Below are 25,277 nucleotides of genomic sequence, written 5' to 3' on the forward strand. Positions count from 1 at the left end.
CCGCCCCCGGCCCCCGGCACGCCTCCGCCCGCCCAGCCGCCGGGCCCGCCGCCCGGCCAGCCGGCGTACGGCTACCCGCAGGCCCCCGGCACCCCGCCGCCGCCCGCTCCGGGCACGCCGCCGCCCCCGGCCCCCGGCACGCCTCCGCCCGCCCAGCCGCCGGGCCCGCCGCCCGGCCAGCCGGCGTACGGCTACCCGCAGGCCCCCGGCACCCCGCCGCCGCCCGCCCCGGGCACGCCCCCGCAGGGCCAGCCGGGCCAGCCGGGCCAGCAGGGGTACGGCTACCCGGCCCCCGGCCAGCAGCCGCCGTACGGCTACCAGCAGTACCCGCAGCCGGCGACGCAGCCCATGGGCGGTCCCGGTGGCCCGGGTGGCGGCAAGAAGGTCAACGCGCAGCTCGCGATCATCGTCGCGGCGGTCGTCGCGGTCGCGCTGATCGTCGGCGGCGGCTTCTGGTACGCGTCCTCCGGTGACGAGCCGAAGGAAGAGGCGAAGACCGGCGAAGGCGGCTCCGGCGGCAAGGGCGGCGAGAGCGGCCCCGCCGGGGGCGGCGGCGACGAGAAGGTGCCGTCGAACACCTCCGCCCAGGTCCGCTTCCAGCTGCCCGCGCCGAAGGTCGGCGAGGACACCACGCTCAGCGTCAAGGGCTCCTGGCTCACCGACGACGCGTACGTGAAGAGCGGCGAGAACAAGATCGTCGGGTACGGGCCGAAGGACGGCAAGGAGCTCTGGACGCTGCCGCTGTCCGGGCCGACCTGCGCCGGCTCCCGCCAGGTCTCGGACGACGGCCTGGCCGCCGTGGTCTTCGAGGCCGAGGGCAAGAAGGAGTACAACGGCTGCAGCCAGATCGCCGTCTTCGACACCAAGACCGGCGACAAGCTGTGGCAGGAGAGCGTCAGCGACGGCGGCGGCAAGGCGGACTTCCAGGAGGTCGTGATCTCCGGTGAGACCGTCGCGGTCGGCGGCGGCACGGACGGCGGCGCCGCCTTCGAGCTGAAGTCCGGCAAGCCCCGCTGGGTGCCCAAGCCCTCGGACACCTGCAAGGACGCCGGGTACGCGGGCGGCGAGCAGCTCGTCGCGGTCCGCAAGTGCGGCTCGTACGACAACCCGCGGCTTGAGGTCCAGCTGATCGACCCGACCTCCGGCACTCCCAAGTGGACGTACAAGCTGCCCGCCGGTATCGACAACGCCAAGGTGATGTCGACGAAGCCGGTGGTGTTCGGCGTGGACTCGACCGACATCACCGCGTCCGGCGTCTCGGACATCTTCGCGCTGGACGAGGCGGGCAAGCTGCGCAGCAAGGCCGCGCTCGGCGAGCGCGAGTACCAGCTCGACTGCGACGTGAACCAGGTGCAGGAGTGCTCCGGCGTCGTCGTCGGCAACGACCGGGTGTACGTCCCGACGGCCCAGCACCAGGGCAGCGGTGACTACGGCATGACCAACGAGATCATCTCCTTCGACCTGGCCACCGGAAAGACGGTCGGCCCGAAGGCGGACGCGGGCGAGCGGTACCAGATGCTGCCGCTGCGGATGGACGGCACGAACATCCTCGCGTACAAGATCCCGCCGTACGACAAGGGCGGCCAGGTCGTCACCATCGACCCGAAGACCGGCAAGCAGACGGTGCTCCTGGAGAACCCGGCGCAGGAGGACATCCGGGACGCCGAGACGCAGTACTCCCTGCCGGACGGCGCCGAGATGCTCTACGGCAACGGCGGCCTCTACATCTCGGACAAGCTGATGTCGAAGCCGAGCGCGTCCGACACCCGCAAGCGGAACCTCGCCGTGGCGTTCGGCACCGACTGAGCGCCCCGCGCGCGCACGTCACGGCGGGCCGTCCCCCTCCACCGGAGGGAGGCGGCCCGCCGTCGTCGGCACGGGCGGGGATTTTCGGCTCTCGGGACGGACCGGAGGTTGAAGACAGGTCCAGGGGGGCGCGCGACGTCGAACGAGCGTGTAGCTTCCGGGGAACGGCGGACCGGGGGGTGCCGCCTTCGACGGGTCGCCGGGGATCTGGGGGTAGCGCGATGGTGGTGCGGCTCATGGTGGTCGACGATCACCGTCTGCATGCCGAGGCACTCGCCTCGGCGCTGAAGCTGCGCGGCCACCGGGTGCTCGCCGCGGCGGCGCCGGCCGCCGGAGCGGCGGAACTCGTGGTGCAGCGGGCGCCGGAGGTCTGCGTGCTCGGCACGGCGGCACCGGCGGAGCCGGGCGCGTTCGACCCGGTGGCGCGGATCAAGCGGGACCGGCCGCAGGTGGCCGTCCTGGTCCTCGGCCCGGTGCCGTCGCCGCGCGGCATAGCGGCCGCGTTCGCCGCGGGCGCCTCGGGGTACGTACGGCACGACGAGCGCATCGAGGGCGTCGAGCGGGCCATCATGAAGGCCCGGGCGGGGGAGGCGGCGGTGGCCCCGGCGCTGCTGCAGGGCGCGTTCGCGGACCTGCTCAACCCGCCGGCCAAGGCCGACGACGAGGGCCACCGGCTGCTGCAGCTGCTCACGCCGCGCGAGGTCGAGGTCCTGGTGCGGGTCGCGGACGGCGAGGACACCCGGCTGATCGCGGCGGGCATGGGGATAGCGCCGAGCACGGCCCGTACGCACGTCCAGCGGGTCCTGATGAAGCTGGACGTCGGCTCCCGCCTGGAGGCGGCGGCGCTCGCGGCGCGTACGGGCCTGCTCGACCGGGCTGTTACGGCGACTGTTCCTCGGGCTCCGACGGCACCGGCGCAACCGCCGGACGAAGCTTGAGCCAGATCAGGAAGAACAAGCCGAGCGCCAGCATGGCCAGGCCGGTCCACAGGTTGATGTTGATGTCCTGGGCCTTCTTCAGGTCGGCGTCGGACGCGGTGATGCCGGCGATGGTCACGATCACGCCGTAGACCACGAACAGGCCGCCGATGATGCGCCGGATGTCGAAGAGACGGGCGGCGGTGGCGGACTTGGCCTCCAACTCGGAGACTTCGCGCTGCAGTTCAGACATTCTCTGGGCCTCCGTGTCGGTCAGAAGGAATACGGGACGTAGCAGGCGGCGGCGAGGACGATCGCGCCCCAGCCGAGCAGGGCGGGCTTGCGGTACCAGACCCGGTCGCCCTCCTCCGGAAGCTCCTCCATGCCGGGCGACTTGGTGCCGTACACCAGACCGGCCAGCTCGGCCTCCGGCTTGGGCGCGGTGAACAGGGTGACGAGGACCATGACCACGGCACCGGCGACGAAGCCGACGATCGCGGAGACGAAGTTGGCGCCCTGGTCGGAGGGGATGTCGATGACGCCCTGCTTGTAGATGACGAAGTAGTTGACCATCGCGGCTGACGTGCCCGCGACCAGACCCCAGACACCGGACTTCATGGAGGCCCGCTTCCAGAACATGCCGATGATGAAGACCACGAACATCGGCACGTTGAAGAAGGAGAACAGGGTCTGCAGGTACCCCATGATGTTGCTGAAGCTGGCGGCGAGGAAGGCCGTGCCGATGGAGGCCATCACACCGATCGCGGTGATGAGCCGTCCGAACCTCAAGTAGTACGTGTCCTCACGGCCCTTGACCACGTACTTCGCCCAGATGTCCGCGGTGAACACGGTGTTGAAGGACGAGACGTTGGCCGCCATGCCCGCCATGAACGCGGCGAGCAGACCGGTCACGGCTATGCCGAGCACGCCGTTGGGCAGCAACTCCTGCATGAGCAGCGGGATCGCGTCGTTGTACGTGAGGTCGGAGCCCGCGGTGCCGATCTTCGGGACGAGGACGGCGGCGACGAGGCCGGGGATCATCACGATGAAGACGATGAAGATCTTCGGGAAGGCGGCGATCAGCGGGGTGCGCTTGGCGGCGGACAGATTCTTCGCGGACAGGGCGCGCTGCACCTCGGCGAAGTTGGTCGTCCAGTAGCCGAAGGAGAGCACGAAGCCGAGGCCGAGCACGATGGTCAGCCAGTTCGCGCCGAGCGGGTTGGGGTCACCGATGCCCGTACCGCCCCAGGCCGTCATGAAGTCGCCGCCGTGCCGCTGGGTCAGCGAGCCGGTCAGGCCGTCCCAGCCGCCGACCCGCTTCAGGCCGAGGATGGTGAGCGGGATGAGCGCGGCGAGGATCACGAAGAACTGCAGGACCTCGTTGTAGATCGCCGAGGAGAGACCGCCGATCGTGATGTACGCGAGCACGAAGAAGCCCGCGACGACGATCGACACCCACTGCGGCCAGCCGAGCAGCGCCTCGACGACGATCGACAGGGCGTACAGGTTGACGCCCGCGATCAGGATCGAAGCGAAAGCGAACAGCACCGAACTCAACAGGTGTGCGGACTTGTCGAACCGCTGGAGCAGGAACTCGGGCACGCTTCGGACCTTGGAGCCGTAGTAGAACGGCATCATCACCAGGCCGAGGAAGACCATGGCCGGGATGGCGCCGATCCAGTACCAGTGCACGACGGCCACGCCGTACTGCGCGCCGGTGGCGGCCATGCCCAGGATCTCGGTGGCGCCCAGGTTGGCGGCCACGAAGGCCAGGCCCGTGACCCAGGCGGGCAGCGAGCGCCCGGAGAGGAAGAAGTCGAGGCTGGTCCGCACGCTGCGCCGGGCGGCGAAACCGATGCCCAGGACGACGGCGAAGTAGATCGCCAGGATCGCGTAATCCAGCCCGTTGGTGGGGAGCCGTAGCCCGTCGGCCAAGTAGTGCATGGGGGTCTCTCGCTTCGTCGCGCGAACTGATCAGACCGGAACCTACGCCCCCAGCTTCAGAAACTGAACACTTGTGTTGGTGTTCTTTGTTTGATTGTGATCGAGAGTGGTTACGGCGGAGCCCTTCGCGATCTTCCGTTGACGGCGCTGTTGGCTTGTGGTTTGTTATGTTCGTTTCTGTTTGGTACTTGTGATGGGGGAGTCCCTGACGTGAAGAAGACCTCGACCCGGCTCGCCGACGGTCGTGAGCTCATCCACTACGACACGCGCGACGACGCGGCCCGCACGGCCGTCGACCGCCGCCCCCTCGACCCCGTCGCCACCAGCTCCGAGATCCGCGAGGACCCCCTGCTCGGCGACTTCGTCGCCATCGCTTCGCACCGCCAGGGCCGCACCTACCACCCGCCGGCCGACGAATGCCCCCTGTGCCCCTCCGAGGGCGACCGGCTCACCGAGATCCCGGACTCCTCGTACGACGTCGTCGTCTTCGAGAACCGCTTCCCGTCCCTCGCCGGTGACTCCGGGCGCTGCGAGGTCGTCTGCTTCACCTCCGACCACGACGCGTCCTTCGCCGGCCTCAGCGAGGAACAGGCCCGGCTCGTCCTGGACGCCTGGACCGACCGCACCGCCGAGCTCTCCCACCTCGACTCCGTCGCCCAGGTCTTCTGCTTCGAGAACCGCGGCGCCGAGATCGGTGTGACCCTCGGCCACCCGCACGGCCAGATCTACGGCTACCCGGACGTCACCCCGCGCACCGCCCTGATGCTCCGCAACCTCGCCGCCCACCGCGAGCGGACCGGACGCAACCTCTTCGACGACGTCCTCGCCCGCGAGTCCGCCGCCGAGCGCGTCGTCCTGGAGGGCGAGCACTGGATCGCGTACGTCCCGCACGCCGCGCACTGGCCGTACGAGGTGCATCTGCACCCCAAGCGCCGCGTGCCCGACCTGCTGGCCCTGGATGAGGACGCGCGCACCGAGTTCCCACAGCTCTATCTGGAACTCTTGCGACGCTTCGACCGGATCTTCGGCCCCGGTGAACCGCCCACGCCGTACATCGCCGCCTGGCACCAGGCGCCGTTCACGGACCTGGGGGAGTACGGGGTGAGCCGCGACGAGTTCGCGCTCCACCTCGAGCTTTTCACCATTCGCCGCACTTCCGGCAAGCTGAAGTTCCTCGCGGGTTCCGAATCCGGCATGAACGTGTTCATCAACGACGTGCCGCCGGAGACCGCGGCCGAGCGACTGCGAGAGGTAGCGAGTAAATGAGCGGTAGGTACCTGGTCACCGGTGGCGCGGGATATGTCGGCAGCGTCGTGGCTGCCCATCTCCTGGAGGCGGGCCACTCCGTGACCGTGCTCGACAACCTCTCCACCGGCTTCCGCGAAGGCGTGCCCGCGGACGCCGAGTTCATCGAGGGCGACATCCGCGATGCCGCCAAGTGGCTGGACTCCTCGTACGACGCGGTCCTGCACTTCGCCGCGTTCTCGCAGGTCGGCGAGTCCGTCGTGAAGCCCGAGAAGTACTGGGAGAACAACGTCGGCGGCACCATGGCGCTGATCGCCGCGATGCGCACGGCCGGTGTACGCAAGCTGGTCTTCTCCTCCACGGCCGCCACCTACGGCGAGCCGGACGAGGTCCCGATCCGCGAGTCCGCGCCGACCGCGCCCACCAACCCGTACGGCGCCTCCAAGCTCGCCGTCGACCACATGATCACCGGCGAGTGCGCCGCGCACGGCCTCGCCGCGGTCTCGCTGCGCTACTTCAACGTGGCGGGCGCGTACGGGGAGTTCGGTGAGCGGCACGACCCCGAGTCGCACCTCATCCCGCTCGTCCTCCAGGTCGCGCAGGGCCGCCGCGAGGCCATCTCCGTCTTCGGCGACGACTACCCGACGCCGGACGGCACCTGCGTACGCGACTACATCCACGTCGCCGACCTCGCTGACGCCCATCTGCTCGCGGTGACCGCCGCGACCCCCGGCGAGCACCTGATCTGCAACCTCGGCAATGGCAACGGCTTCTCGGTGCGCGAGGTCGTCGAGACGGTCCGGCAGGTCACCGGCCACCCGATCCCCGAGGTGATGGCCCCGCGCCGCGGCGGCGACCCGGCCGTCCTCGTCGCCTCCGCGAGCGCCGCGCGCGAGAAGCTCGGCTGGAACCCGTCCCGCGCGGACCTCGCGGGCATCGTCGCCGACGCGTGGGAGTTCGCGCAGCGTTCTTCGGGGGCGGGCGAGTGACCGTCACCGAGACCTTCTCGACGCTCTACGGCCAGGCCCCCGACGGGGTCTGGGCCGCCCCCGGCCGCGTCAACCTGATCGGTGAACACACCGACTACAACGACGGCTTCGTGATGCCCTTCGCGCTGCCGCACACCGCGACCGCGGCGGTCCGCCGCCGCGACGACGGCGTGCTGCGCCTGCACTCGGCGGACGTCGACGGTCCCCCGGTCGAGCTGCGCCTGGACACCCTCACCCCCGAGGCCCGCTGGACGGACTACGTCGCGGGCGTCGCCTGGGCGCTGCGCGACGCCGGGCACGCGGTGGGCGGCGCCGACGTGCACATCGAGTCGACGGTGCCGACCGGCGCGGGCCTGTCCTCCTCGGCGGCCCTGGAGGTCGTGACGGCACTGGCCCTCAACGACCTGTACGAACTCGGCCTCAAGCGAGGGCAGTTGGCCCGCCTCTGCCAGCGTGCCGAGAACGTCTTCGTGGGCGCGCCCACCGGAATCATGGACCAGACCGCGTCGGCCTGCTGCACGGACGGCCACGCCCTGTTCCTCGACACCCGCGACCTCGCGCAGCGCCAGGTCCCCTTCGATCTGGGGGCGTTGGGCCTGCGGCTCCTCGTCGTCGACACCCAGGTCAAGCACGCCCACAGCGACGGCGAGTACGGCAAGCGCCGCGCGGGCTGCGAGACGGGTGCGGCGTCCCTCGGCGTGACGGCACTGCGCGACATCGCGTACGAAGACCTGGACGCCGCGCTCGACCGGCTCGACGACGCGGAGGTACGGCGCCTGGTCCGGCACATCGTCACGGAGAACCGGCGCGTGGAGCGCGTCATCGAGCTGCTCTCGGCGGGCGACGTCCGCGCGATCGGCCCCGTCCTCACGGAGGGCCACGCCTCACTGCGGGACGATTTCCGCATCTCTTGCCGGGAGTTGGACCTGGTGGTGGACACGGCGCTGTCGTCCGGTGCGCTCGGGGCGCGGATGACGGGGGGCGGGTTCGGCGGTTCGGCGATCGTACTGGTGGAGGCGGCCTCGGCGGACACGGTGACGAAGGCGGTGGAGGCGGGGTTCGCGGAGGCGGGGTTCACGGCTCCCCGCGTCTTCACGGCGGTGCCGTCACCGGGCGCACGCCGACTGGCGTGATTTTCTCCCCACCCCGCCCCTTCCCGAAATCCTGCGGAGCTTCGGGGGCCAGCCCCCGGACCCCCGCTCCTCAAACGCCGGAGGGGCTGAAGAATCAGCCCCTCCGGCGTTTGAGGAGGCTCGTCCGGCAGGACTTTCGGGAAGGGGCGGGTAGGGGAAAATCTGCAACTGCCCTTCCGCCGCGGGCGCCCCGCCGTACCCTGATGCACAGCACCGGTGGGGGCCGGTGCTGATCAGGGGGCGAGACAGCCGGGTACGACGCCCGGAGTGGGGGTAGCAGTCAGAGCACGGCGGCGGCCGAGGCTCCGACCGCGGCGATCCCGCACCCCGGGCGCCGTACCTGCGTTGCTGCAGCACCAATGTCCGTCTCCCACCGGGGGGTTCGGGGGGCAGGCGCTTCCCGGAACACGAGCCTGGGGGTATCACGTGGTCCGAATCCGGGTCCTGGTCGTCGACGACCACCGCATCTTCGCCGAGTCGCTCGCGGCCGCACTCGCGGCCGAGCCCGATGTCGACGTGGCAGCCGCGGGCAGCGGCCCCGCCGCCCTGCGCTGCCTGGAGCGCGGCCTCGCCGAAGGCCGCAGGTTCGACGTCCTGCTCGTCGACGCCGACCTGGGCGATACAGCCCTGCCCGGCACAGCTCTGCCCGGCACAGCTCTGCCCGGCATGCGCGCCGCACCCCCACCGGACGGCCCGGGGAACGGGGGCGTGAGCGACGGCATCTCCCTGGTCGCAGGCGTGCGTTCGGCCCACCCCGCGGTCCGTACGGTCGTACTCGCCGAGAAGGACGACCCGCGTCGCGCGGCGCACGCGCTGCAGGCCGGTGCCTCCGGCTGGGTCGCCAAGGACTGCTCGCTGTCCCGGCTGCTCAGCGTCGTCCGCGGTGTGCTGCGCGACGAGACGCATCTGCCGCCCGCGCTGCTGACCGGCGTACTGCGCGAACTCACCGCGGCCCGCAAGCACCGCACCGAGAGCGAGCGGCTCGTGGAGTCTCTGACGCCGCGTGAGCGGGAGGTGCTGCGCTGCATGGTCGCGGGCCTGGGGCGCAAAGCCGTCGCCGAGCGCCTCTTCCTCTCACCGCACACCGTTCGGACCCACATGCAGAACGTCCTGGGGAAGCTCGGAGTCCACTCCACCCTCGCGGCCGTCGCGCTCGCCCGGCGCGCGGGCGTCGCCCCCGTCGCCCCCGTCGAGCCGGAGTCGGCCGCCCTAGCCGGGGATGTTGTCGAACGGGGCGGTCAACTGGCGTAGCAGACCGGCCAGTTCACCCCGTTGCGTACGCGACAGCTCCGCGAGGATCGCGCGCTCCTGGTCGAGCAGCCCGGCCAGGGCCTGGTCGGCCCGGTCCCGGCCCTCGGGCGTGAGGCGGACCAGGACGCCGCGCCGGTCGCTGGGGTCCGGAAGCCGCTCCACCAGGCCCTTCTTGGCGAGCCTGTCGATGCGGTTGGTCATCGTCCCGGAGGTGACGAGCGTCTGCGTGAGCAACTGGCCGGGGGAGAGCTGGTACGGAGCGCCCGCACGCCGAAGCGAGGTGAGGACGTCGAACTCCCAGGGCTCCAGGTTGTGCTCGGAGAAGGCAAGGCGACGGGCCCGGTCGAGATGGCGGGCGAGCCTGCTCACCCGGCTCAGCACCTCGAGCGGTTCCACGTCCAGGTCGGGGCGTTCTCTGCGCCACGCCGCGACCAGCCGGTCAACCTCGTCCTCCATGGCGATCAGTGTAGTGGGTCCCTCGACGTGAAGTCTCTTGACGTCGAGAGATATTCCGGCTTCGCTGTGGGCATCGTCGCGAAGCAAGTGCCTTCCGGATCTGCACCGCGTACCTGGCAGGGAGCTCGAACATGCATTCCGCACCAACCTGGGACCCGCAACAGTACCTCCGTCACTCCAGCCACCGGACCCGCCCCTTTCACGATCTGCTCGCGCGCATACCGGAGTTGCCCACCCCCGGGCCCGACGTACCGCCGCGCATCGCTGACCTGGGCTGCGGCCCCGGCAACGTCACCGCCCTCCTCGCCGACCGCTGGCCCACCGCCCACATCACCGGCTTCGACAGCTCCCCGGAGATGCTGGCCAAGGCCGCCGAACTCGCCGGCCCCACACCCGGCGGCGGACACCTCGACTTCCAGCCGGCCGACGCCGCGCACTGGATCCCCGAGGGCACCTACGACCTGATCGTCTCCAACGCCGCCCTGCAGTGGGTGCCCAACCACCCCGAGTCCTTCCCCGTGTGGATCGACTCGCTCCGCCCCGGTGGCACCTTCGCCTTCCAGGTCCCCGGCAACTTCACCTCGCCCAGCCACGCCCTGCTCGGCGAACTCTGCGACGCCCCGCAGTGGCGCGACCGGCTCGGCACCCACGGCCGCCGCTTCGTCCACATACTCGACCCGGCCGACTACCTGACCCGGCTCACCGACCTCGGCTGCGAAGCGGACGCCTGGGAGACCACGTACTCCCAACTCCTGCAGGGCGAGGACCCCGTGCTCGACTGGGTCAAGGGCACCGCCCTGCGCCCCGTCCTCACCGAACTCGCCGACGACCCGGACGCCGCCGCGGACTTCCTCGCCGAATACCGCGACCAGCTCCGCAAGGCGTATCCACCGGGCCCGCACGGCACCGTGTTCCCGTTCCGACGCATCTTCGCGCTCGCCCACAAGAGGAACTGAGCAACGTACGACGACGGGCCCGGCAGCAGTCGCCGCCGGGCCCGTCGTCGTACGTCGCGGGTCAGTTCTTGCGATGCCCTATCAGCCGCGGCTTCGCCTCCAGGCCGTCCAGGCCGTGCCACGCCAGATTCACCAGATGCGCGGCCACCTCCGCCTTCTTCGGCTTACGGGCGTCCAGCCACCACTGACCGGTCAGCGCGACCATCCCCACCAGCGCCTGCGCGTACAGCGGCGCCAGCTTCGGGTCGAAGCCGCGGGCCTTGAACTCACGGCCCAGGATGTCCTCCACCTGCGTCGCGATATCGGAGATCAGCGACGCGAACGAACCCGTCGACTGCGGAATGGGGGAGTCGCGGACCAGGATCCGGAAACCGTCCGTGTACTCCTCGATGTAGTCGAGGAGCGCGAACGCGGCCTGCTCGCACAGCTCCCGCGGATGCCCCGCCGTCAGCGAACCCGTCACCATGTCGAGCAGCTGGCGCATCTCCCGGTCCACGACGACCGCGTACAGGCCCTCCTTGCCACCGAAGTGCTCGTACACCACCGGCTTGGACACCCCCGCCTTCGCGGCGATCTCCTCCACGGACGTGCCCTCGAAACCCTTGGCGGCGAACAGCGTGCGGCCGATCTCCAGGAGCTGCTGACGCCGCTCGGCCCCCGTCATCCGCGTACGCCGCCCACGTCGTGCCTTCTCGGGCCGGTCACTGCTCGTGCTGTTCGGGGTGCGGGGGGTGCTTGAGTCGGTGGCCACGCCCTCCATCATGCCGTGTCCTCCTCAGGCCGCGTCCGCCCCCTGTGGCTTGCGCCGGGACTCGATCCGGGACTGCGACGGCCAGCGCACGTCCCGCGCCCAGCCGGCCAGCTCGAACCAGCGGATCAGCCGGGCCGACGAGTCCAGCTGCCCGCGCATCACACCGTGCCGCGCCGACGTCGGGTCCGCGTGGTGCAGGTTGTGCCACGACTCACCGCAGGACAGGATCGCCAGCCACCACACGTTCCCGGAACGGTCACGGGACTTGAAGGGCCGCTTGCCGACCGCGTGACAGATCGAGTTGATCGACCACGTCACGTGGTGCAGCAGCGCCACCCGTACGAGAGAACCCCAGAAGAACGCCGTGAACGCGCCCCACCACGACATCGTGACCAGGCCGCCCACCAGCGGCGGGATCGCCAGGGACACCACCGTCCAGAGGATGAACTGCCGCGAGATCAGCCGGATCGCCGGGTCCTTGACCAGATCCGGCGCGTACTTCTCCTGCGGCGTCTGCTCCTCGTCGAACATCCAGCCGATGTGCGCCCACCACAGGCCCTTCATCAGCGCCGGGACCGTCTCCCCGAACCGCCACGGCGAATGCGGGTCGCCCTCCGCGTCGGAGAACTTGTGGTGCTTGCGGTGGTCCGCCACCCACCGCACCAGCGGGCCCTCCACCGCCATCGACCCCGCCACCGCGAGCGCGATCCGCAGCGGCCGGTTCGCCTTGAAGGAACCGTGCGTGAAATAGCGGTGGAAGCCGATCGTGATGCCGTGGCAGCCGAGGTAGTACATGAAGACGAGCAGGCCCAGATCCAGCCAGCTCACCCCCCAGCCCCAGGCCAGCGGCACCGCCGCGAGCAGCGCGAGGAACGGAACGGTGATGAAGAGCAGCAGAGTGATCTGTTCGAGTGAACGCTTCTGCTCACCGCCGAGCGTGGCGGACTGCAGCGGCGTCTCGTCAGCCTGTTTCCGCTGGGCGGAATCCTTCGGGGCGTCGTCGATCACTTTGGACCTCGTGGTCATGGGCGTCCCCTGTGGGGTCGAGGGTTTTTCGGCAGGTGCGCCGGGTCACGGAAATTCCTGCGGTCCTTCCGTCGGTCCCACGCGGTCTTCCCGCGCCGTCCCTACGGCTGCGTAACCTACGGCGTCGTAAGTATGGCAGCGCTCGTCACGGCCACAAGTGGCCACCGACGGGCCCCGCCGGAACGCGACCTATCCTGGTGGCGTCGGACAGCGTGGTCCGCTTCTGAGTCTTCCCCGGAATCCGGAGATCCAGCTCGGTTCCCCCGGATTGCCGAGTCCTCTCAGTTCCCTCCAGATACGAGCTCAACACTGCAAGGAGCCGCACCTGTGAGCAGTGCCGACCACCAGAACACGAGCACCAGCGCCAACGCCGAGCTGCGCGCCGACATCCGCCGCCTCGGCGACCTGCTCGGAGAGACCCTCGTGCGCCAGGAGGGCCCCGAACTCCTCGACCTCGTCGAGCAGGTCCGCGCCCTCACCCGCGAGGACGGCGAGGCCGCCGCCCGCCTCCTCGGCGAGACCGAACTGGAGACCGCCGCCAAGCTGGTCCGCGCCTTCTCCACCTACTTCCACCTCGCCAACGTCACCGAGCAGGTCCACCGAGGCCGCGAGCTCGCCGCCCGCCGCGACGCCGAGGGCGGCACCCTCGCCCGCACCGCCGACCTCCTCAAGGACGCCGACCCCGCCCACCTGCGGGAGACCGTCGAGCACCTCAACGTCCGGCCGGTCTTCACGGCCCACCCGACCGAGGCCGCCCGCCGCTCCGTCCTCAACAAGCTCCGCCGCATCGCCGAGCTCCTGGAGTCCCCGCGCTCCGCCGCCGACCGCCGCCGCCTCGACCTGCGCCTGGCCGAGAACATCGACCTCGTCTGGCAGACCGACGAGCTCCGCGTGGTCCGCCCCGAGCCCGCCGACGAGGCCCGCAACGCCATCTACTACCTCGACGAGCTGCACACCGGCGCCGTCGGCGACGTCCTGGAGGACCTCACCGCCGAGCTGGAGCGCGTCGGCGTCGAGCTGCCCGCCGGCACCCGCCCCCTCACCTTCGGCACCTGGATCGGTGGCGACCGCGACGGCAACCCCAACGTCACCCCCGAGGTCACCTGGGACGTGCTGATCCTCCAGCACGAGCACGGCATCACCGACGCCCTGGAACTCGTCGACCACCTGCGCGGACTGCTCTCCAACTCCATCCGGTACGCGGGCGCCACCGAGGAGCTCCGCAGCTCGCTGCAGACCGACCTGGAGCGCCTCCCGGAGATCAGCCCCCGCTACAAGCGCCTCAACGCCGAAGAGCCCTACCGCCTCAAGGCCACCTGCATCCGGCAGAAGCTCGTCAACACCCGCGAGCGCCTCGCCAAGGGCACCCCGCACGAGCCCGGCCGCGACTACCTCGGCACCGCCGAGCTCATCAGCGACCTCACCCTCGTCCAGACCTCCCTGCGCGAACACCGCGGCGCCCTCTTCGCCGACGGCCGCATGGACCGGGTCATCCGCACCCTCGCCGCGTTCGGCCTCCAGCTCGCCACCATGGACGTACGCGAGCACGCCGAGGCCCACCACCACGCCCTCGGCCAGCTCTTCGACCGCCTCGGCGAGGAGACCTGGCGCTACGCCGACATGCCCCGCGACTACCGGCAGAAGCTCCTCGCCAAGGAACTCCGCTCCCGCCGCCCCCTCGGCCCGCGCCCCGCCCCGCTCGACGCCGCAGGCCAGAAGACCCTCGGCGTCTTCGAGACTGTCAAGAAGGCCCTCGCGGTCTTCGGCCCCGAAGTCATCGAGTCGTACATCATCTCGATGTGCCAGGGCGCCGACGACGTCTTCGCCGCCGCCGTCCTCGCCCGCGAGGCCGGACTCATCGACCTGCACGCCGGCTGGGCCAAGATCGGCATCGTGCCGCTCCTGGAGACCACCGACGAGCTCCGCGCCGCCGACGTCATCCTCGACGAGATGCTCGCCGACCCCTCGTACCGCCGCCTCGTCTCGCTGCGCGGCGACGTCCAGGAGGTCATGCTCGGCTACTCCGACTCCTCCAAGTTCGGCGGCATCACCACCAGCCAGTGGGAGATCCACCGCGCCCAGCGCCGCCTGCGCGACGTCGCCCACCGCTACGGCGTACGCCTGCGCCTCTTCCACGGTCGCGGCGGCACCGTCGGCCGCGGCGGCGGTCCCTCGCACGACGCGATCCTCGCCCAGCCCTGGGGCACCCTCGAAGGCGAGATCAAGGTCACCGAACAGGGCGAGGTCATCTCCGACAAGTACCTCGTCCCGTCCCTCGCCCGCGAGAACCTCGAACTGACCGTCGCCGCGACCCTGCAGGCCTCCGCCCTGCACACCTCGCCGCGCCAGTCCGACGAGGCCCTCGCCCGCTGGGACGCCGCCATGGACACCGTCTCCGACGCCGCGCACGCCGCGTACCGCAAGCTCGTCGAAGACCCCGACCTGCCGACGTACTTCCTCGCCTCCACGCCGGTCGACCAGCTCGCCGACCTGCACCTGGGCTCGCGGCCCTCCCGCCGCCCCGGCTCAGGCGTCTCGCTCGACGGACTCCGCGCCATCCCGTGGGTCTTCGGCTGGACCCAGTCCCGGCAGATCGTCCCCGGCTGGTTCGGCGTCGGCTCCGGTCTCAAGGCCCTGCGCGAAGCCGGACTCGACACCGTCCTCGACGAGATGCACGAGCACTGGCACTTCTTCCGCAACTTCCTGTCCAACGTCGAGATGACGCTCGCCAAGACCGACCTGCGGATCGCCCGCCACTACGTCGACACCCTCGTGCCCGACGAGCTCAAGCACGTCTTCGACACCATCGAGGCCGAACACACGCTCACCGTGCAGGAAGTCCTGCGCATCACCGGCGGCAAGGAACTCCTCGACACCAACCCGGTGCTCCAGCAGACCTTCGACATCCGCGACGCCTACCTCGACCCCATCTCGTACCTCCAGGTCGCCCTGCTCAAGCGCCAGCGCGACGCCGCCGCCAGCGGCGCCGAACCCGACCCGACGCTGGGCCGCGCCCTGCTCCTCACCGTCAACGGCGTCGCCGCCGGCCTCCGCAACACCGGCTGACCCGACCCGCACACAGCGAAACGCCCGTGCCGGGCAACGCACTTGACCGCGTTGCCCGGCACGGGCGTTCTCGTGACTTCTCGTAACTTTGCGTACTTATCGGGGCGAACCGCTCACAACGTGGCGAACGAAGCCACCAGCAACACGCCCCCGATCAACCCCACACCCCACGCCAACCGCGCCGACCGCAGGCCACCCCCGAGCACCACCGCCGCCAACAACAGCGCACCACCCAACGGCACCCACGCATGCAGAAAACCCGGACCCCCCGTCCGTACGACCTCGTCCGTCCCCGGCTTCACCGCCACCGGCACCCGCGCACCCTTGTGCTCACCGATCGACCGGTCGATCACCACCGCATCCCGCGGCTCCCCCTCCGGATCCACCGGCGCGAACGACCCCGAACACGCCTCACCCGAGCACCGCGTGACCGTCATCGTGCCCTGCTCACGATCCTCCGTGAACATCACATGCTGCGCCGTCGACCAGGACGTCCACGCCCCCGCCACAAGCAACAACAGCGCAAGCAGGACAGACCCGGCACGCCGACCGAACAACAGCAGACCCGGCTGGGCAGTAGCGGCAGACATGGCCGGAATCCTTGGCCAAGAAAGAGCCCTCGGTCAAGCTCGACCGACAACCGACCTCACGAGTTGTACGTACCCTGCGCCCGCTCAAGACCCTCGATGACCAGCGCCTCCACGGCATCCGCCGCCCGGTCCACGAAGTAGTCGAGCTCCTTGCGCTCCGCCCCCGAAAAATCCTTCAGCACGAAATCCGCGACCGGCATCCGCCCCGGCGGCCGCCCGATCCCGAACCGCACCCGGTGATAGTCCGAACCCATCGCCTTCGTCATCGACTTCAACCCGTTGTGCCCGTTGTCGCCCCCACCCAGCTTCAACCGCAACACACCGAAATCGATGTCCAACTCATCATGAACCGCCACGATATTGGCCGTCGGCACCTTGTAGAAATCCCGCAAAGCCGTCACCGGCCCACCCGACAGATTCATGTACGACATCGGCTTCGCCAACACCACCCGACGATTCCCAGGACCCGGCGGACCCACCCGGCCCTCCACGACCTGCGCCTGCGCCTTCCCGTGCCGCTTGAAGCCGCCCCCCATCCGCTGCGCAAGCAGATCCGCCACCATGAAGCCGACATTGTGGCGATTGGCCGCATAACCCGGCCCCGGATTACCCAAACCGGCAATCAGCCAGGGCGCGTTCGCATCGGTCGTCATGTCGTAGCTCTCCCAGAAAAAAACAGCAGCCAAAAACGCCCGATGCCGGGCACCGTCGCAGCACGACGGTACCCGGCACCGGAACAGAAGCGGATCAGGCCTCCGCGGCCTCGCCCTCGGACTCCTCCGCCGGGGCCTCCTCGGCCTGCGCGGCCAGCACCTGCAGGACGACAGCGTCCTCCTCGGTGGCCAGCGTCGAACCGGACGGCAGCGGGATGTCCTTCGCCAGGATGGACGCACCGGCGTCCAGGCCCGCGATGGAGACCGTCACGGACTCCGGGATGTGCGTGGCCTCAGCCTCGACCGGCAGCGTGCTCAGCACGTGCTCGAGCAGGTTGGAACCCGGGGCCAGCTCGCCCTCGGTGTGCACCGGGATCTCCACGACGACCTTCTCGCCACGCTTCACCAGAAGCAGGTCGATGTGCTCCAGGATGCCCTGACGCAGCACGTCACGCTGCACGGCCTTCGGGATCACCAGCTGCGACTTGCCGTCGATGTCCAGGTTGATCAGGACGTTCGACGTCTTCAGCGCCATCAGGGTGTCGTGGTGCGGCAGCGCCACGTGCACCGGGGCCTCACCGTGACCGTAGACAACCGCGGGCAGCTTGTCGGCACGACGCAGACGGCGGGCAGCGCCCTTGCCGAACTCGCTACGGACCTCAGCGGAGATCTTGACCTCAGACATGCTCTTCACTCCTCGTAAAGGTGAGAAACGGACAGGTCACCCGGCCACGAACGGCCTGCTACGAAGAGCGCGTCGATAACGGGGCCACACAAAAAAGTGCGGCCTCCCTCGCCGAGCAACTTCGACAGTCTACTCGGCAGGAAGGCCGCACCAGAAATCGATCAAGCCTTACCGGCCCGGGGTCACTGCTCCTCGAAGAGGCTCGTCACCGAACCGTCCTCGAACACCTCACGCAGCGCCCGCGCGATCGTCGGCGCGATCGACAGCACCGTGATCTTGTCCAGCTCCAGCTCATTGGGCGTCGGCAGCGTGTCCGTGAACACGAACTCGCTCACCTTCGAATTCTTCAGCCGGTCCGCCGCCGGACCCGACAGCACACCGTGCGTCGCCGTCACGATGACGTCCTCCGCACCATGCGCGAACAGCGCGTCCGCAGCCGCACAGATCGTGCCACCGGTGTCGATCATGTCGTCCACCAGGACACAGACCCGGCCCTCGACGTCACCCACGACCTCGTGGACCGTGACCTGATTCGCCACGTCCTTGTCACGCCGCTTGTGCACAATCGCCAGCGGCGCACCCAGACGGTCACACCAGCGGTCCGCCACCCGCACACGGCCGGCGTCCGGAGACACCACCGTCAGCTTGTCCCGGTCCACCTTCGCGCCCACGTAGTCCGCCAGGATCGGCAGCGCGAACAGATGGTCCACCGGACCGTCGAAGAAGCCCACGATCTGATCCGTGTGCAGGTCGACCGTCACGATCCGGTCCGCACCCGCCGTCTTCATCAGATCCGCGATCAGCTTCGCCGAAATCGGTTCACGTCCGCGGTGCTTCTTGTCCTGCCGCGCGTAACCGTAGAACGGCACGATCACCGTGATGCTCCGAGCGGACGCCCGCTTCAACGCATCGATCATGATCAGCTGTTCCATGATCCACTTATTGATCGGAGCCGTGTGGCTCTGAATCAAAAAGCAGTCCGCACCACGCGCCGACTCCTGATAGCGCACATAGATCTCGCCGTTGGCGAAATCGAACGCCTTGGTCGGAACGACGCCGATGCCCAACTGGTGGGCGACCTCCTCGGCCAGCTCGGGGTGGGCGCGGCCGGAGAAGAGCATCAACTTCTTCTCGCCGGTCGTCTTGATCCCGCTCACAGCACAGTCTCCTCAGACGTGTTCATCGCAGCCCTGAATACGAGCCAGCCGAAATAGTGTGCACCTATCACGGTACGCCGCCTCAGACGCACCTGTTTCCGGTCAGCTTTCGCCTTCCGGCTCCGAAGCAGCAGCCTGAGCCGCCTTCGCAGCCGCGCTCCCCGGACGCTTACGAGCCACCCAACCCTCGATATTCCGCTGCTGACCGCGGGCGACCGCCAACGAACCAGGCGGCACATCCTTCGTGATCACCGACCCCGCAGCGGTGTAAGCACCATCCCCGACCGTGACAGGAGCCACAAACATGTTGTCCGACCCGGTACGGCAATGCGACCCGATCGTCGTGTGGTGCTTGTCCCGACCGTCGTAATTCACAAACACACTCGCCGCACCGATGTTGGAGTGCTCACCGATCGTCGCATCCCCCACATACGACAGATGCGGCACCTTCGTCCCCGCACCGATCGACGCGTTCTTCATCTCCACATACGTGCCGGCCTTCGCCCCCACACCCAGCCGCGTCCCCGGCCGCAGATACGCATACGGACCCACCAACGCCTCAGCGCCGATCTCCGCACCGTCCGCCACCGTGTTGTCCACCCGCGCACCCGCACCCACCGACGTATCCGTCAGACGCGTGTGGGGACCCACCTCCGCATCCGCGGCGACATGCGTCGCCCCCAGCAGCTGCGTACCAGGGTGCACGATCGCGTCCGGCTCGAACGACACCGTCACATCCACGAACGTCGACCCCGGATCGACGATCGTGACACCGGCGAGCATCGCCCGCTCAAGCAGACGGTCATTCAGCGTCCGCCGCGCCTCGGCCAACTGCACCCGGTTGTTGATCCCCGCGATCTCCCGGTGATCCCCCGCCACCGAAGCACCCACCCGGCGCCCCGCCGCACGCAGAATCCCCAGCACATCCGTCAGGTACTCCTCACCCTGACTGTTGTCCGTCCGCACCTTGCCCAACGCGTCCGCGAGCAGCGCACCGTCGAACGCGAACACACCCGAGTTGATCTCCCGGATCGCCCGCGTCCCCTCATCCGCGTCCTTGTGCTCCACGATCGCCGTCACCGCACCCGCGGCATCCCGCACGATCCGCCCGTACCCGGTCGCGTCCGGCACCTCCGCCGTCAGCACCGTCACCGCGTTCCCGTCCGCGGCATGCGTCGCGGCGAGCGCCCTGAGCGTCTCCCCCGTCAGCAGCGGAGTGTCCCCGCACACCACGATCACGGTCCCGTCCACCGCCCGCTCCGCGGCCAGCTCCTCAAGACCCATCCGCACCGCATGCCCGGTGCCCTTCTGCTCCTGCTGCACGGCCGTACGGATCGCCGCATCGGTGGCGGTCAGATGCGCGACGACCTGCTCCCGCGCATGCCCGACGACCACGACGAGCCGCTCCGGCTCCAACTCCTGCGCGGCGGACACCACATGACCGACGAGGGAACGCCCGCAGATCTCGTGCAGGACCTTCGGGGTCTTGGACTTCATGCGGGTGCCCTCACCCGCTGCGAGGACGACGACGGCGGCCGGGGGTGTGACGCTCACAGATAGGCCCTTCGGCGTGGGATGTGTTGCGGGGTGGACATCCGCAGGATACCGGGGCGTTGTGGGGCGGAAATGGGGACGGGTCCTGACGGTTCCTGTCAGGACCCGAACCTGGCACCTGTGTGCTGTGGGCTCCCCCGCAAGGATTCGAACCTTGACCTGCGGCCACCAAAAGACCGTGTGCTGCCTGGTTACACCACGGGGGACGGCCCTTGAGACCTTACCTGAGACGGCCCTGTGCGTGGGATGCGATTCCGCTCCACCACCCTTCGGTGCGGAGATACAGCCGGGCGCTCTGGTTGACCGAGATCACGAGGCAGCCGTGGTAGTCGTCGCCGGTGTTCTTGCGGACGGTCTTGGGGTTGTGCCGCTTCAGGGTTGGTCGGCTGAAGACGGTGACGTCCACGCCGAGCACATCCGCCCAGTGCTGATGGGCGGCCGGTATATCGGCGGACTCGTGGATCAGGAGGCGGTAGCGCCGGTGCTCCGGCTCGACTCCCTGCAAGTCCAGCCAGGCCACGAACGTCTCGATGACGCCCACGTCGCTGTTGACGAAGAGCACACGCTCGCGGCGGGCGTGCGGTTTGCTCTTGCCGCCTTCCGCCCAGTACAGCGCCGCACCGACCAGGAGGAGCTCGCGGTCGGACAGCTCACCGACCTCCTGGTGCGCCGCGAGCCTGACGCGCTCCCGCTCCTCGTTCTGCGCACTGCGCAGCCGGGCGAGCCCTGCGTGCATGAGGGCTTGCTGCTCCTCGGGCGTGTAGCGCGGCTCCGGCTTCGGCAGGTCCCGCACCCACAAGGAGATCGAGCTCTTGGAGCAGCCCAGTTCCAGTTGGATGCGGTCGTACGTCCAGCCTTCGCGGCGGAGTTCGCGGGCTCGCTCGCGGAGGTCGTCCTTGGCCCTGTGGCGGCGGGCGGGGGACGGTTCGCCCTTGACCAAGGCGTTGAGCAGGTCGTTGTTGAAGATCTTCAGCTCGTCGCGGATCTGGCGGAGGCTGAGGCCTGCTCGGCGCAGGCCGATGGCTTGTTCGCGGAGGGTCTCGAAGTCGCCGTAACTGCTCGTGCTGTCGTTCATGCGGGCAAGCATTGTCCGGAATGCGGACGTCCGGGTCGAAAATTTGAGCGATTCACCAGTTCGGGTAATACCGGCGCGTTTCGCTTCCGTGTGAACGTCGGGTCTGCCAGCGGTGGTTCTGGGAACTGTCCGGCTGATCGTCAGTGCTCGCCCGTACGCTGGAGGCATGACCACGACGGGGGTAGAGCACCACGAGGCGGCCGGGGGGCCGTGGTGGTGGGGGCGGCGGCGTAGTGCCGTGTTCGACGGGGTGCTGGCGGCGGCGTCGGCGGCGGAGTGCGCTGCCGAGGGTGTCGCGTTCGCCGGGCGGGCCGGTGTGCCTGTGGCGGTGGGTGTGGTGCTGGGGGTGTTGGCCGGTTCTGTGCTGGTGCTGCGGCGGCGTTGGCCGATCGCGGTGGTGCTGGTGTCGATCGCGGTGACTCCGGCGAACATGGGCTTTCTGCTGACGGTGGTCGGGCTGTACACGCTGGCCGCGTCCGAGGTGCCGCGGCGGATCACGGGTGCGCTGGCGGGGATGTCGCTCGCGGGCACGATGATCGTGACGTTCGTGCGGTCCCAGCAGGACATGGCGCAGGGCGAGATCGAGTTGGGCGAGTGGTTCGTGCCGTTCGTCGCGGTGACGGCTTCGGTGGGTGTGACGGCTGCGCCGTTGCTGCTGGGGTTGTACGTGGGGGCGAGGCGGCGGCTCATGGAGTCGTTGCGGGAGCGTGCGGACAGTTTGGAGCGGGAGCTGCAGCTGTTGGCGGAGCGGGCCGAGGAGCGGGCGGAGTGGGCGCGGAACGAGGAGCGCACGCGGATCGCTCGTGAGATGCATGACGTGGTGGCGCATCGGGTGAGCCTGATGGTGGTGCATGCGGCGGCGTTGCAGGCGGTGGCGCGGAAGGACCCGGAGAAGGCGGTGAAGAACGCGGCGCTGGTGGGGGACATGGGCCGGCAGGCGTTGACCGAACTGCGGGAGATGTTGGGGGTGTTGCGTACGGGGGAGGCGTCGCGCCGGGGTGCGGTGCAGGCGCCGTTGACCGTGGTGGGGGAGGCGGCTGCGGCGGCGGCTTCGCGGGCGCAGGTCGAGGAGGGTCCGTGTCTGGCGGATCTGGAGGAGTTGCTCGGGCAGTCCCGCTCGGCGGGTATGGCGGTGGATCTGTCGGTGGACGGGGTGCCGGGGAGTTATCCGGCGGAGGTGGAGCAGACCGCGTACCGGGTGATTCAGGAGGGTCTGACGAATGTGCACAAGCATGCGTCGGGCGCGAAGACGTATGTGCGGTTGGCGCATCGCGGGGGTGAGGTGGCGATGCAGGTGGAGAACGAGCCGCCGCCGGAGGGTGTGGGGGACGAGGCGCGGTTGCCCAGTGGGGGCAATGGTCTGGTGGGGATGAAGGAGCGGGTGGGGGCGCTCGGTGGGGTGTTCGTGTCGGGGCCGACGGATGCGGGTGGGTTCCGGGTGTCGGCGGTGATTCCGGCTCGGGGGTGAGGCCTCGTGTGTGGTCTCTTCCTGGTCCCGTGCGTGGTCCCGTGCGTGGTGTCGCGCGCGGTGTAGTGCGTGGTCCCGTGCGTCAGCTTGCCGTGAGGCGGGTGGGCATGACGCCGGAGATGAGGGTGTCGAGGGCGGCGTCGATGTCGGGGCCCGCGTACCAGTCGCCGGAGTGGTCGAGGGCGTAGACGCGGCCTTCGGCGTCGATGGCGATGAGGGCCTGGGTGTCGGTTTCCTCGCCGAGGGGGCACATCTCGGTGTCGAGGGCGCGGCCGAGGTCGCCGAGGGTGCGGGCCAGGTGGAGGCCGCGGAGCGGGTCGAAGTGGAGGGAGACGGGGGCGATCTGTCGGCCGGGTCCGGTGGGGGTGAGGGTGAGGCCGCCGAATTCGGCCCAGACTTCGACGGCGGCGGGGAAGACGGTGTGCTGGTGGCCGGCGGGGGAGGTGTGCCGGCGCAGGGCGTCGGCCCACTGTTCGGCCTGCTTGATGTCCCAGCGGCCGGGCTGCCAGCCGGAGGCGCGCAGGGCTGCGTCGACGGTGACGGAGAAGCGGGTCGTGGAGGTGCGTGCTGCGGCGCGGTCGGTGGCGGGCATCAGCCTCGTCCTTCCGTCGGTTCGGCGGACATCAGGCCTGGCCCTCGGCGGCTTCGGCGGTCTCGGTCTCGGTCTCGGTGTCGCGAGTGGGTTCGGCGGGGGCGACGACGCGTACGCCGAAGTGGGCGATGAGGGCGCTGCAGGAGCGGCAGGGGGTGGCGAAGGCGCCGTGGAGGGGGTCGCCGGCTTCGCGGATGCGGCGGGTGGTGAGTTTGGCGTGTTTGAGCGCTTTGCGGGCTTCGCTCGGTGTGAGGGGTTTGCGCTGGGCGCGCTTGGAGCGGCCGGCTTCGACGGCGCTGAGGTGGCGGGAGAGGAGGAGGGCTTCGGGGCACCGTCCGGTGGAGCGCTCGCGCTGGCCGCTGGTGAGGGTGTCGAGGAAGTCCTGGACGAGGGGGTGCAGTTCGGGGGCGGTGTCGCCGCGTCCGGCGGTGGAGGTGAGGGTTTCGCCGCGTACGGAGAGGGCGGCGGCGACGGTGGGCAGGATGCCGTCGCGGCGGTGCCGGAGCGTGGGGGGCGGGGTTGTCCCGGTGGCGCTCCAGCTGAGGCGCGGGTCGCCCGCGCTGTGCGGTTGTGCGGTGTGCATGTGTGCTTGTGTCCCCTCCCTGGGCCCTCTCCGGCAAGTTCCGCCGGACCGGGCCTTGCCCGCGGTGGTGACCTCTGGTGGCACCTCCGCACTCCCCGGAGTGCGGGGACAGCCTGCCAAATGGGGTGCCTGGTGCGGAAGCTGGGTCTGTGTGTGTTGTGTCGTTTTCGTCGTACGGTCACGTACGGGTGACCGCAGGTCACGGAAGCGGAGGCCCGGTGACCGGGGGTGCGGCAGCGCTTAGGCTGTGGCGTGTCGGCCGGTGTGCGGCCGGCCCGTCACAGGACTCGATGGACTCGGTGAATCCGTCGGGGACTCGATGGACTCGTTCCGAACCTTCAGATGTGCCGCAGGGGGCAACCGCCATGACGACAGGTCGGCTCGGCCTTGGGGTATCGCCGGGTTCCCGGGCCGGGGCAGCCGCGCCGCCGAACGCGGCGTACGCCGGTCAGCTCGTGCACTTTCCGGACCCGGTGCGGGCCGCGCGCCATCCGCGGGGGGTGCGTGTGGGGGCGGACGGCTATCCGGACTTCTCTCCGTACGCGCGTGCTGTGGCGGAGATCGCGGACCCGCCGGAGGGTTTCGGTGTGGACGAGCTGCGGCTGACGGACTATGTGTCGGCGAACGCGGCGCTCGCGGCGGACGGTCATGAACTGTGGGACACGATCCCGGCGGTGGCGACGCCGCACGGCTGGACGTGGCATCACGTGCCGGGGACGCGCCGTCTGGAGCTGGTCCCGGTCGAGGTGAAGGCGCTCCTTCGGCATCACGGTGGGATCGCGACGGCGGCGGTGGATCAGCAGAAGCGGGGGACGCGGCCGCTGCAGGAGTCGCTGCCCGCGCACTTCCGGCTGCCGAAGGCGCGGCTCGCGGTGACGGAGCAGGAGCTGATCGGCATAGAGGAGGACCTCGGCTATCGGCTGCCGGGTGCGTACCGCTCGTTCCTGAAGGCGGCGGGCGGTTGTGCGCCGGTCGGGGCGGCCCTGGACGCGGAGTTGGGGCTGCTTGTCGATCAGCCGTTCTTCACGGTGCGGGACGAGGCGGCGGTCAATGACCTTTTCTACGTCAACAAGTGTCTGCGGGACCACCTCACGAAGGACTACCTGGGGGTGGCGTTCGTGCAGGGCGGGATCGTCGCGGTGAAGGTGCGCGGTGACCGGCTCGGTTCGGTGTGGTTCTGCGCGTACGACGATGCGCGTGACGGGGACGGCTGGACGGTCGAGGAGCGTGTGGAGCGTCTGCTGCTGCCGTGCGGTGAGGACTTCGACGCGTTTCTGTCCCGGCTCGCGGGTAATCCGCCGGAGTTGGAGACGGTGGCGAACCTGATGGTGGACGGCGGCTTCGCGCGTGCCGTGCCGGTGTCCGCGGTGGGGGAGTGAG

At 69.8% G+C, this 25,277-nt stretch carries 23 protein-coding genes and 1 tRNA gene; 10 read left to right on the forward strand and 14 right to left on the reverse strand.

The features are described from left to right. Nucleotides 1-1,806 (forward strand): PQQ-binding-like beta-propeller repeat protein (locus RCO28_RS38350; RefSeq protein WP_308946031.1); only part of this gene is annotated, 1,806 nt, incomplete at its 5' end. Between the two features lie 221 nt (nt 1,807-2,027). Then, nucleotides 2,028-2,744, forward strand: a complete 717-nt coding sequence (locus RCO28_RS38355) for a response regulator transcription factor (RefSeq protein ID WP_308946032.1) — start codon at nt 2,028-2,030, stop codon at nt 2,742-2,744. Here the strand turns inward: RCO28_RS38355 and RCO28_RS38360 are convergent. Then, on the reverse strand, nt 2,686-2,976 hold the full coding sequence (locus RCO28_RS38360; protein ID WP_308946033.1) for a hypothetical protein: 291 nt from the start codon (nt 2,974-2,976) through the stop codon (nt 2,686-2,688). The two genes, RCO28_RS38355 and RCO28_RS38360, sit on opposite strands and share 59 nt — an antisense overlap. 20 nt (nt 2,977-2,996) lie before the next feature. Beyond that, complete coding sequence (locus RCO28_RS38365; RefSeq protein WP_308946034.1) at nt 2,997-4,667, reverse strand: sodium:solute symporter family protein; 1,671 nt, start codon at nt 4,665-4,667, stop codon at nt 2,997-2,999. A gap of 210 nt (nt 4,668-4,877) precedes the next feature. Here RCO28_RS38365 and galT point away from each other — a divergent pair, with 210 nt between their 5' ends. From galT to RCO28_RS38385, 4 genes are all read left to right on the forward strand, one after another. Further along, on the forward strand, nt 4,878-5,933 hold the full coding sequence (galT, locus tag RCO28_RS38370) for a galactose-1-phosphate uridylyltransferase (RefSeq protein ID WP_308946035.1): 1,056 nt from the start codon (nt 4,878-4,880) through the stop codon (nt 5,931-5,933). Further along, nucleotides 5,930-6,901 carry a UDP-glucose 4-epimerase GalE gene (gene galE, locus RCO28_RS38375; protein ID WP_308946036.1) on the forward strand — a complete coding sequence of 324 codons (972 nt, stop codon included), beginning with the start codon at nt 5,930-5,932 and terminating at the stop codon, nt 6,899-6,901. The genes galT and galE overlap by 4 nt, the downstream gene beginning before the upstream one ends. Further along, nucleotides 6,898-8,034: a galactokinase gene (galK, locus tag RCO28_RS38380; RefSeq protein WP_308946037.1), complete on the forward strand. Its 1,137-nt coding sequence runs from the start codon at nt 6,898-6,900 to the stop codon at nt 8,032-8,034. The genes galE and galK overlap by 4 nt, the downstream gene beginning before the upstream one ends. 426 nt (nt 8,035-8,460) lie before the next feature. Then, nucleotides 8,461-9,285 (forward strand): response regulator transcription factor, encoded by an 825-nt coding sequence (locus RCO28_RS38385; protein ID WP_308946038.1) that lies wholly within the window; start codon nt 8,461-8,463, stop codon nt 9,283-9,285. On the opposite strand, the gene tamR is transcribed toward RCO28_RS38385, so the two are convergent. Next, nucleotides 9,244-9,741: a MarR family transcriptional regulator TamR gene (gene tamR / locus RCO28_RS38390; protein WP_282512666.1), complete on the reverse strand. Its 498-nt coding sequence runs from the start codon at nt 9,739-9,741 to the stop codon at nt 9,244-9,246. The two genes, RCO28_RS38385 and tamR, sit on opposite strands and share 42 nt — an antisense overlap. 131 nt (nt 9,742-9,872) lie before the next feature. Between tamR and RCO28_RS38395 the strand changes: the two genes are divergently transcribed. Beyond that, nucleotides 9,873-10,697: a trans-aconitate 2-methyltransferase gene (locus RCO28_RS38395; protein ID WP_308946039.1), complete on the forward strand. Its 825-nt coding sequence runs from the start codon at nt 9,873-9,875 to the stop codon at nt 10,695-10,697. 61 nt (nt 10,698-10,758) lie between these two features. Here RCO28_RS38395 and RCO28_RS38400 read toward each other — a convergent pair whose 3' ends face one another. Further along, nucleotides 10,759-11,460: a TetR/AcrR family transcriptional regulator gene (locus RCO28_RS38400; RefSeq protein WP_308946040.1), complete on the reverse strand. Its 702-nt coding sequence runs from the start codon at nt 11,458-11,460 to the stop codon at nt 10,759-10,761. Between the two features lie 12 nt (nt 11,461-11,472). Continuing rightward, nucleotides 11,473-12,474: a fatty acid desaturase gene (locus tag RCO28_RS38405; RefSeq protein WP_308946041.1), complete on the reverse strand. Its 1,002-nt coding sequence runs from the start codon at nt 12,472-12,474 to the stop codon at nt 11,473-11,475. A gap of 327 nt (nt 12,475-12,801) precedes the next feature. Between RCO28_RS38405 and ppc the strand changes: the two genes are divergently transcribed. After that, complete coding sequence (gene ppc, locus RCO28_RS38410; protein WP_308946042.1) at nt 12,802-15,540, forward strand: phosphoenolpyruvate carboxylase; 2,739 nt, start codon at nt 12,802-12,804, stop codon at nt 15,538-15,540. Between the two features lie 113 nt (nt 15,541-15,653). Here ppc and RCO28_RS38415 read toward each other — a convergent pair whose 3' ends face one another. The 7 genes from RCO28_RS38415 to RCO28_RS38445 form a co-directional block, all read right to left on the reverse strand. Continuing rightward, nucleotides 15,654-16,130, reverse strand: a complete 477-nt coding sequence (locus tag RCO28_RS38415; protein WP_308946043.1) for a hypothetical protein — start codon at nt 16,128-16,130, stop codon at nt 15,654-15,656. A gap of 56 nt (nt 16,131-16,186) precedes the next feature. Further along, the gene (pth, locus tag RCO28_RS38420; protein ID WP_308946044.1) at nt 16,187-16,783 is read right to left on the reverse strand and encodes an aminoacyl-tRNA hydrolase; all 597 of its coding nucleotides are present in this window, start codon (nt 16,781-16,783) and stop codon (nt 16,187-16,189) included. A 94-nt stretch (nt 16,784-16,877) separates the two neighbouring features. Then, a complete protein-coding gene (locus tag RCO28_RS38425; protein ID WP_308946045.1) occupies nt 16,878-17,468 on the reverse strand; it encodes a 50S ribosomal protein L25/general stress protein Ctc in 591 nt (196 codons plus the stop codon). A gap of 182 nt (nt 17,469-17,650) precedes the next feature. Then, nucleotides 17,651-18,625 (reverse strand): ribose-phosphate diphosphokinase, encoded by a 975-nt coding sequence (locus RCO28_RS38430; RefSeq protein ID WP_308946046.1) that lies wholly within the window; start codon nt 18,623-18,625, stop codon nt 17,651-17,653. A gap of 102 nt (nt 18,626-18,727) precedes the next feature. Further along, nucleotides 18,728-20,179, reverse strand: coding sequence for a bifunctional UDP-N-acetylglucosamine diphosphorylase/glucosamine-1-phosphate N-acetyltransferase GlmU (gene glmU / locus RCO28_RS38435; protein WP_308946047.1), 1,452 nt, complete (start codon nt 20,177-20,179; stop codon nt 18,728-18,730). A gap of 132 nt (nt 20,180-20,311) precedes the next feature. Then, nucleotides 20,312-20,385: transfer RNA gene (locus RCO28_RS38440), tRNA-Gln, on the reverse strand. Between the two features lie 14 nt (nt 20,386-20,399). Continuing rightward, nucleotides 20,400-21,254: a hypothetical protein gene (locus tag RCO28_RS38445; protein WP_308946048.1), complete on the reverse strand. Its 855-nt coding sequence runs from the start codon at nt 21,252-21,254 to the stop codon at nt 20,400-20,402. A 166-nt stretch (nt 21,255-21,420) separates the two neighbouring features. Between RCO28_RS38445 and RCO28_RS38450 the strand changes: the two genes are divergently transcribed. After that, nucleotides 21,421-22,722: a histidine kinase gene (locus RCO28_RS38450; protein WP_308946049.1), complete on the forward strand. Its 1,302-nt coding sequence runs from the start codon at nt 21,421-21,423 to the stop codon at nt 22,720-22,722. An 82-nt stretch (nt 22,723-22,804) separates the two neighbouring features. On the opposite strand, the gene RCO28_RS38455 is transcribed toward RCO28_RS38450, so the two are convergent. Next, nucleotides 22,805-23,314: an SUKH-3 domain-containing protein gene (locus RCO28_RS38455; RefSeq protein WP_308946051.1), complete on the reverse strand. Its 510-nt coding sequence runs from the start codon at nt 23,312-23,314 to the stop codon at nt 22,805-22,807. A gap of 31 nt (nt 23,315-23,345) precedes the next feature. Beyond that, a complete protein-coding gene (locus tag RCO28_RS38460) occupies nt 23,346-23,897 on the reverse strand; it encodes a YwqJ-related putative deaminase (RefSeq protein WP_308946052.1) in 552 nt (183 codons plus the stop codon). A gap of 365 nt (nt 23,898-24,262) precedes the next feature. Here RCO28_RS38460 and RCO28_RS38465 point away from each other — a divergent pair, with 365 nt between their 5' ends. Next, on the forward strand, nt 24,263-25,276 hold the full coding sequence (locus tag RCO28_RS38465) for an SMI1/KNR4 family protein (protein ID WP_308946053.1): 1,014 nt from the start codon (nt 24,263-24,265) through the stop codon (nt 25,274-25,276). The last annotated feature ends 1 nt before the right edge of the window (nt 25,277 follow it).

The sequence above is a fragment of the Streptomyces sp. LHD-70 genome (assembly GCF_031157275.1).
GTDB lineage: Bacteria > Actinomycetota > Actinomycetes > Streptomycetales > Streptomycetaceae > Streptomyces.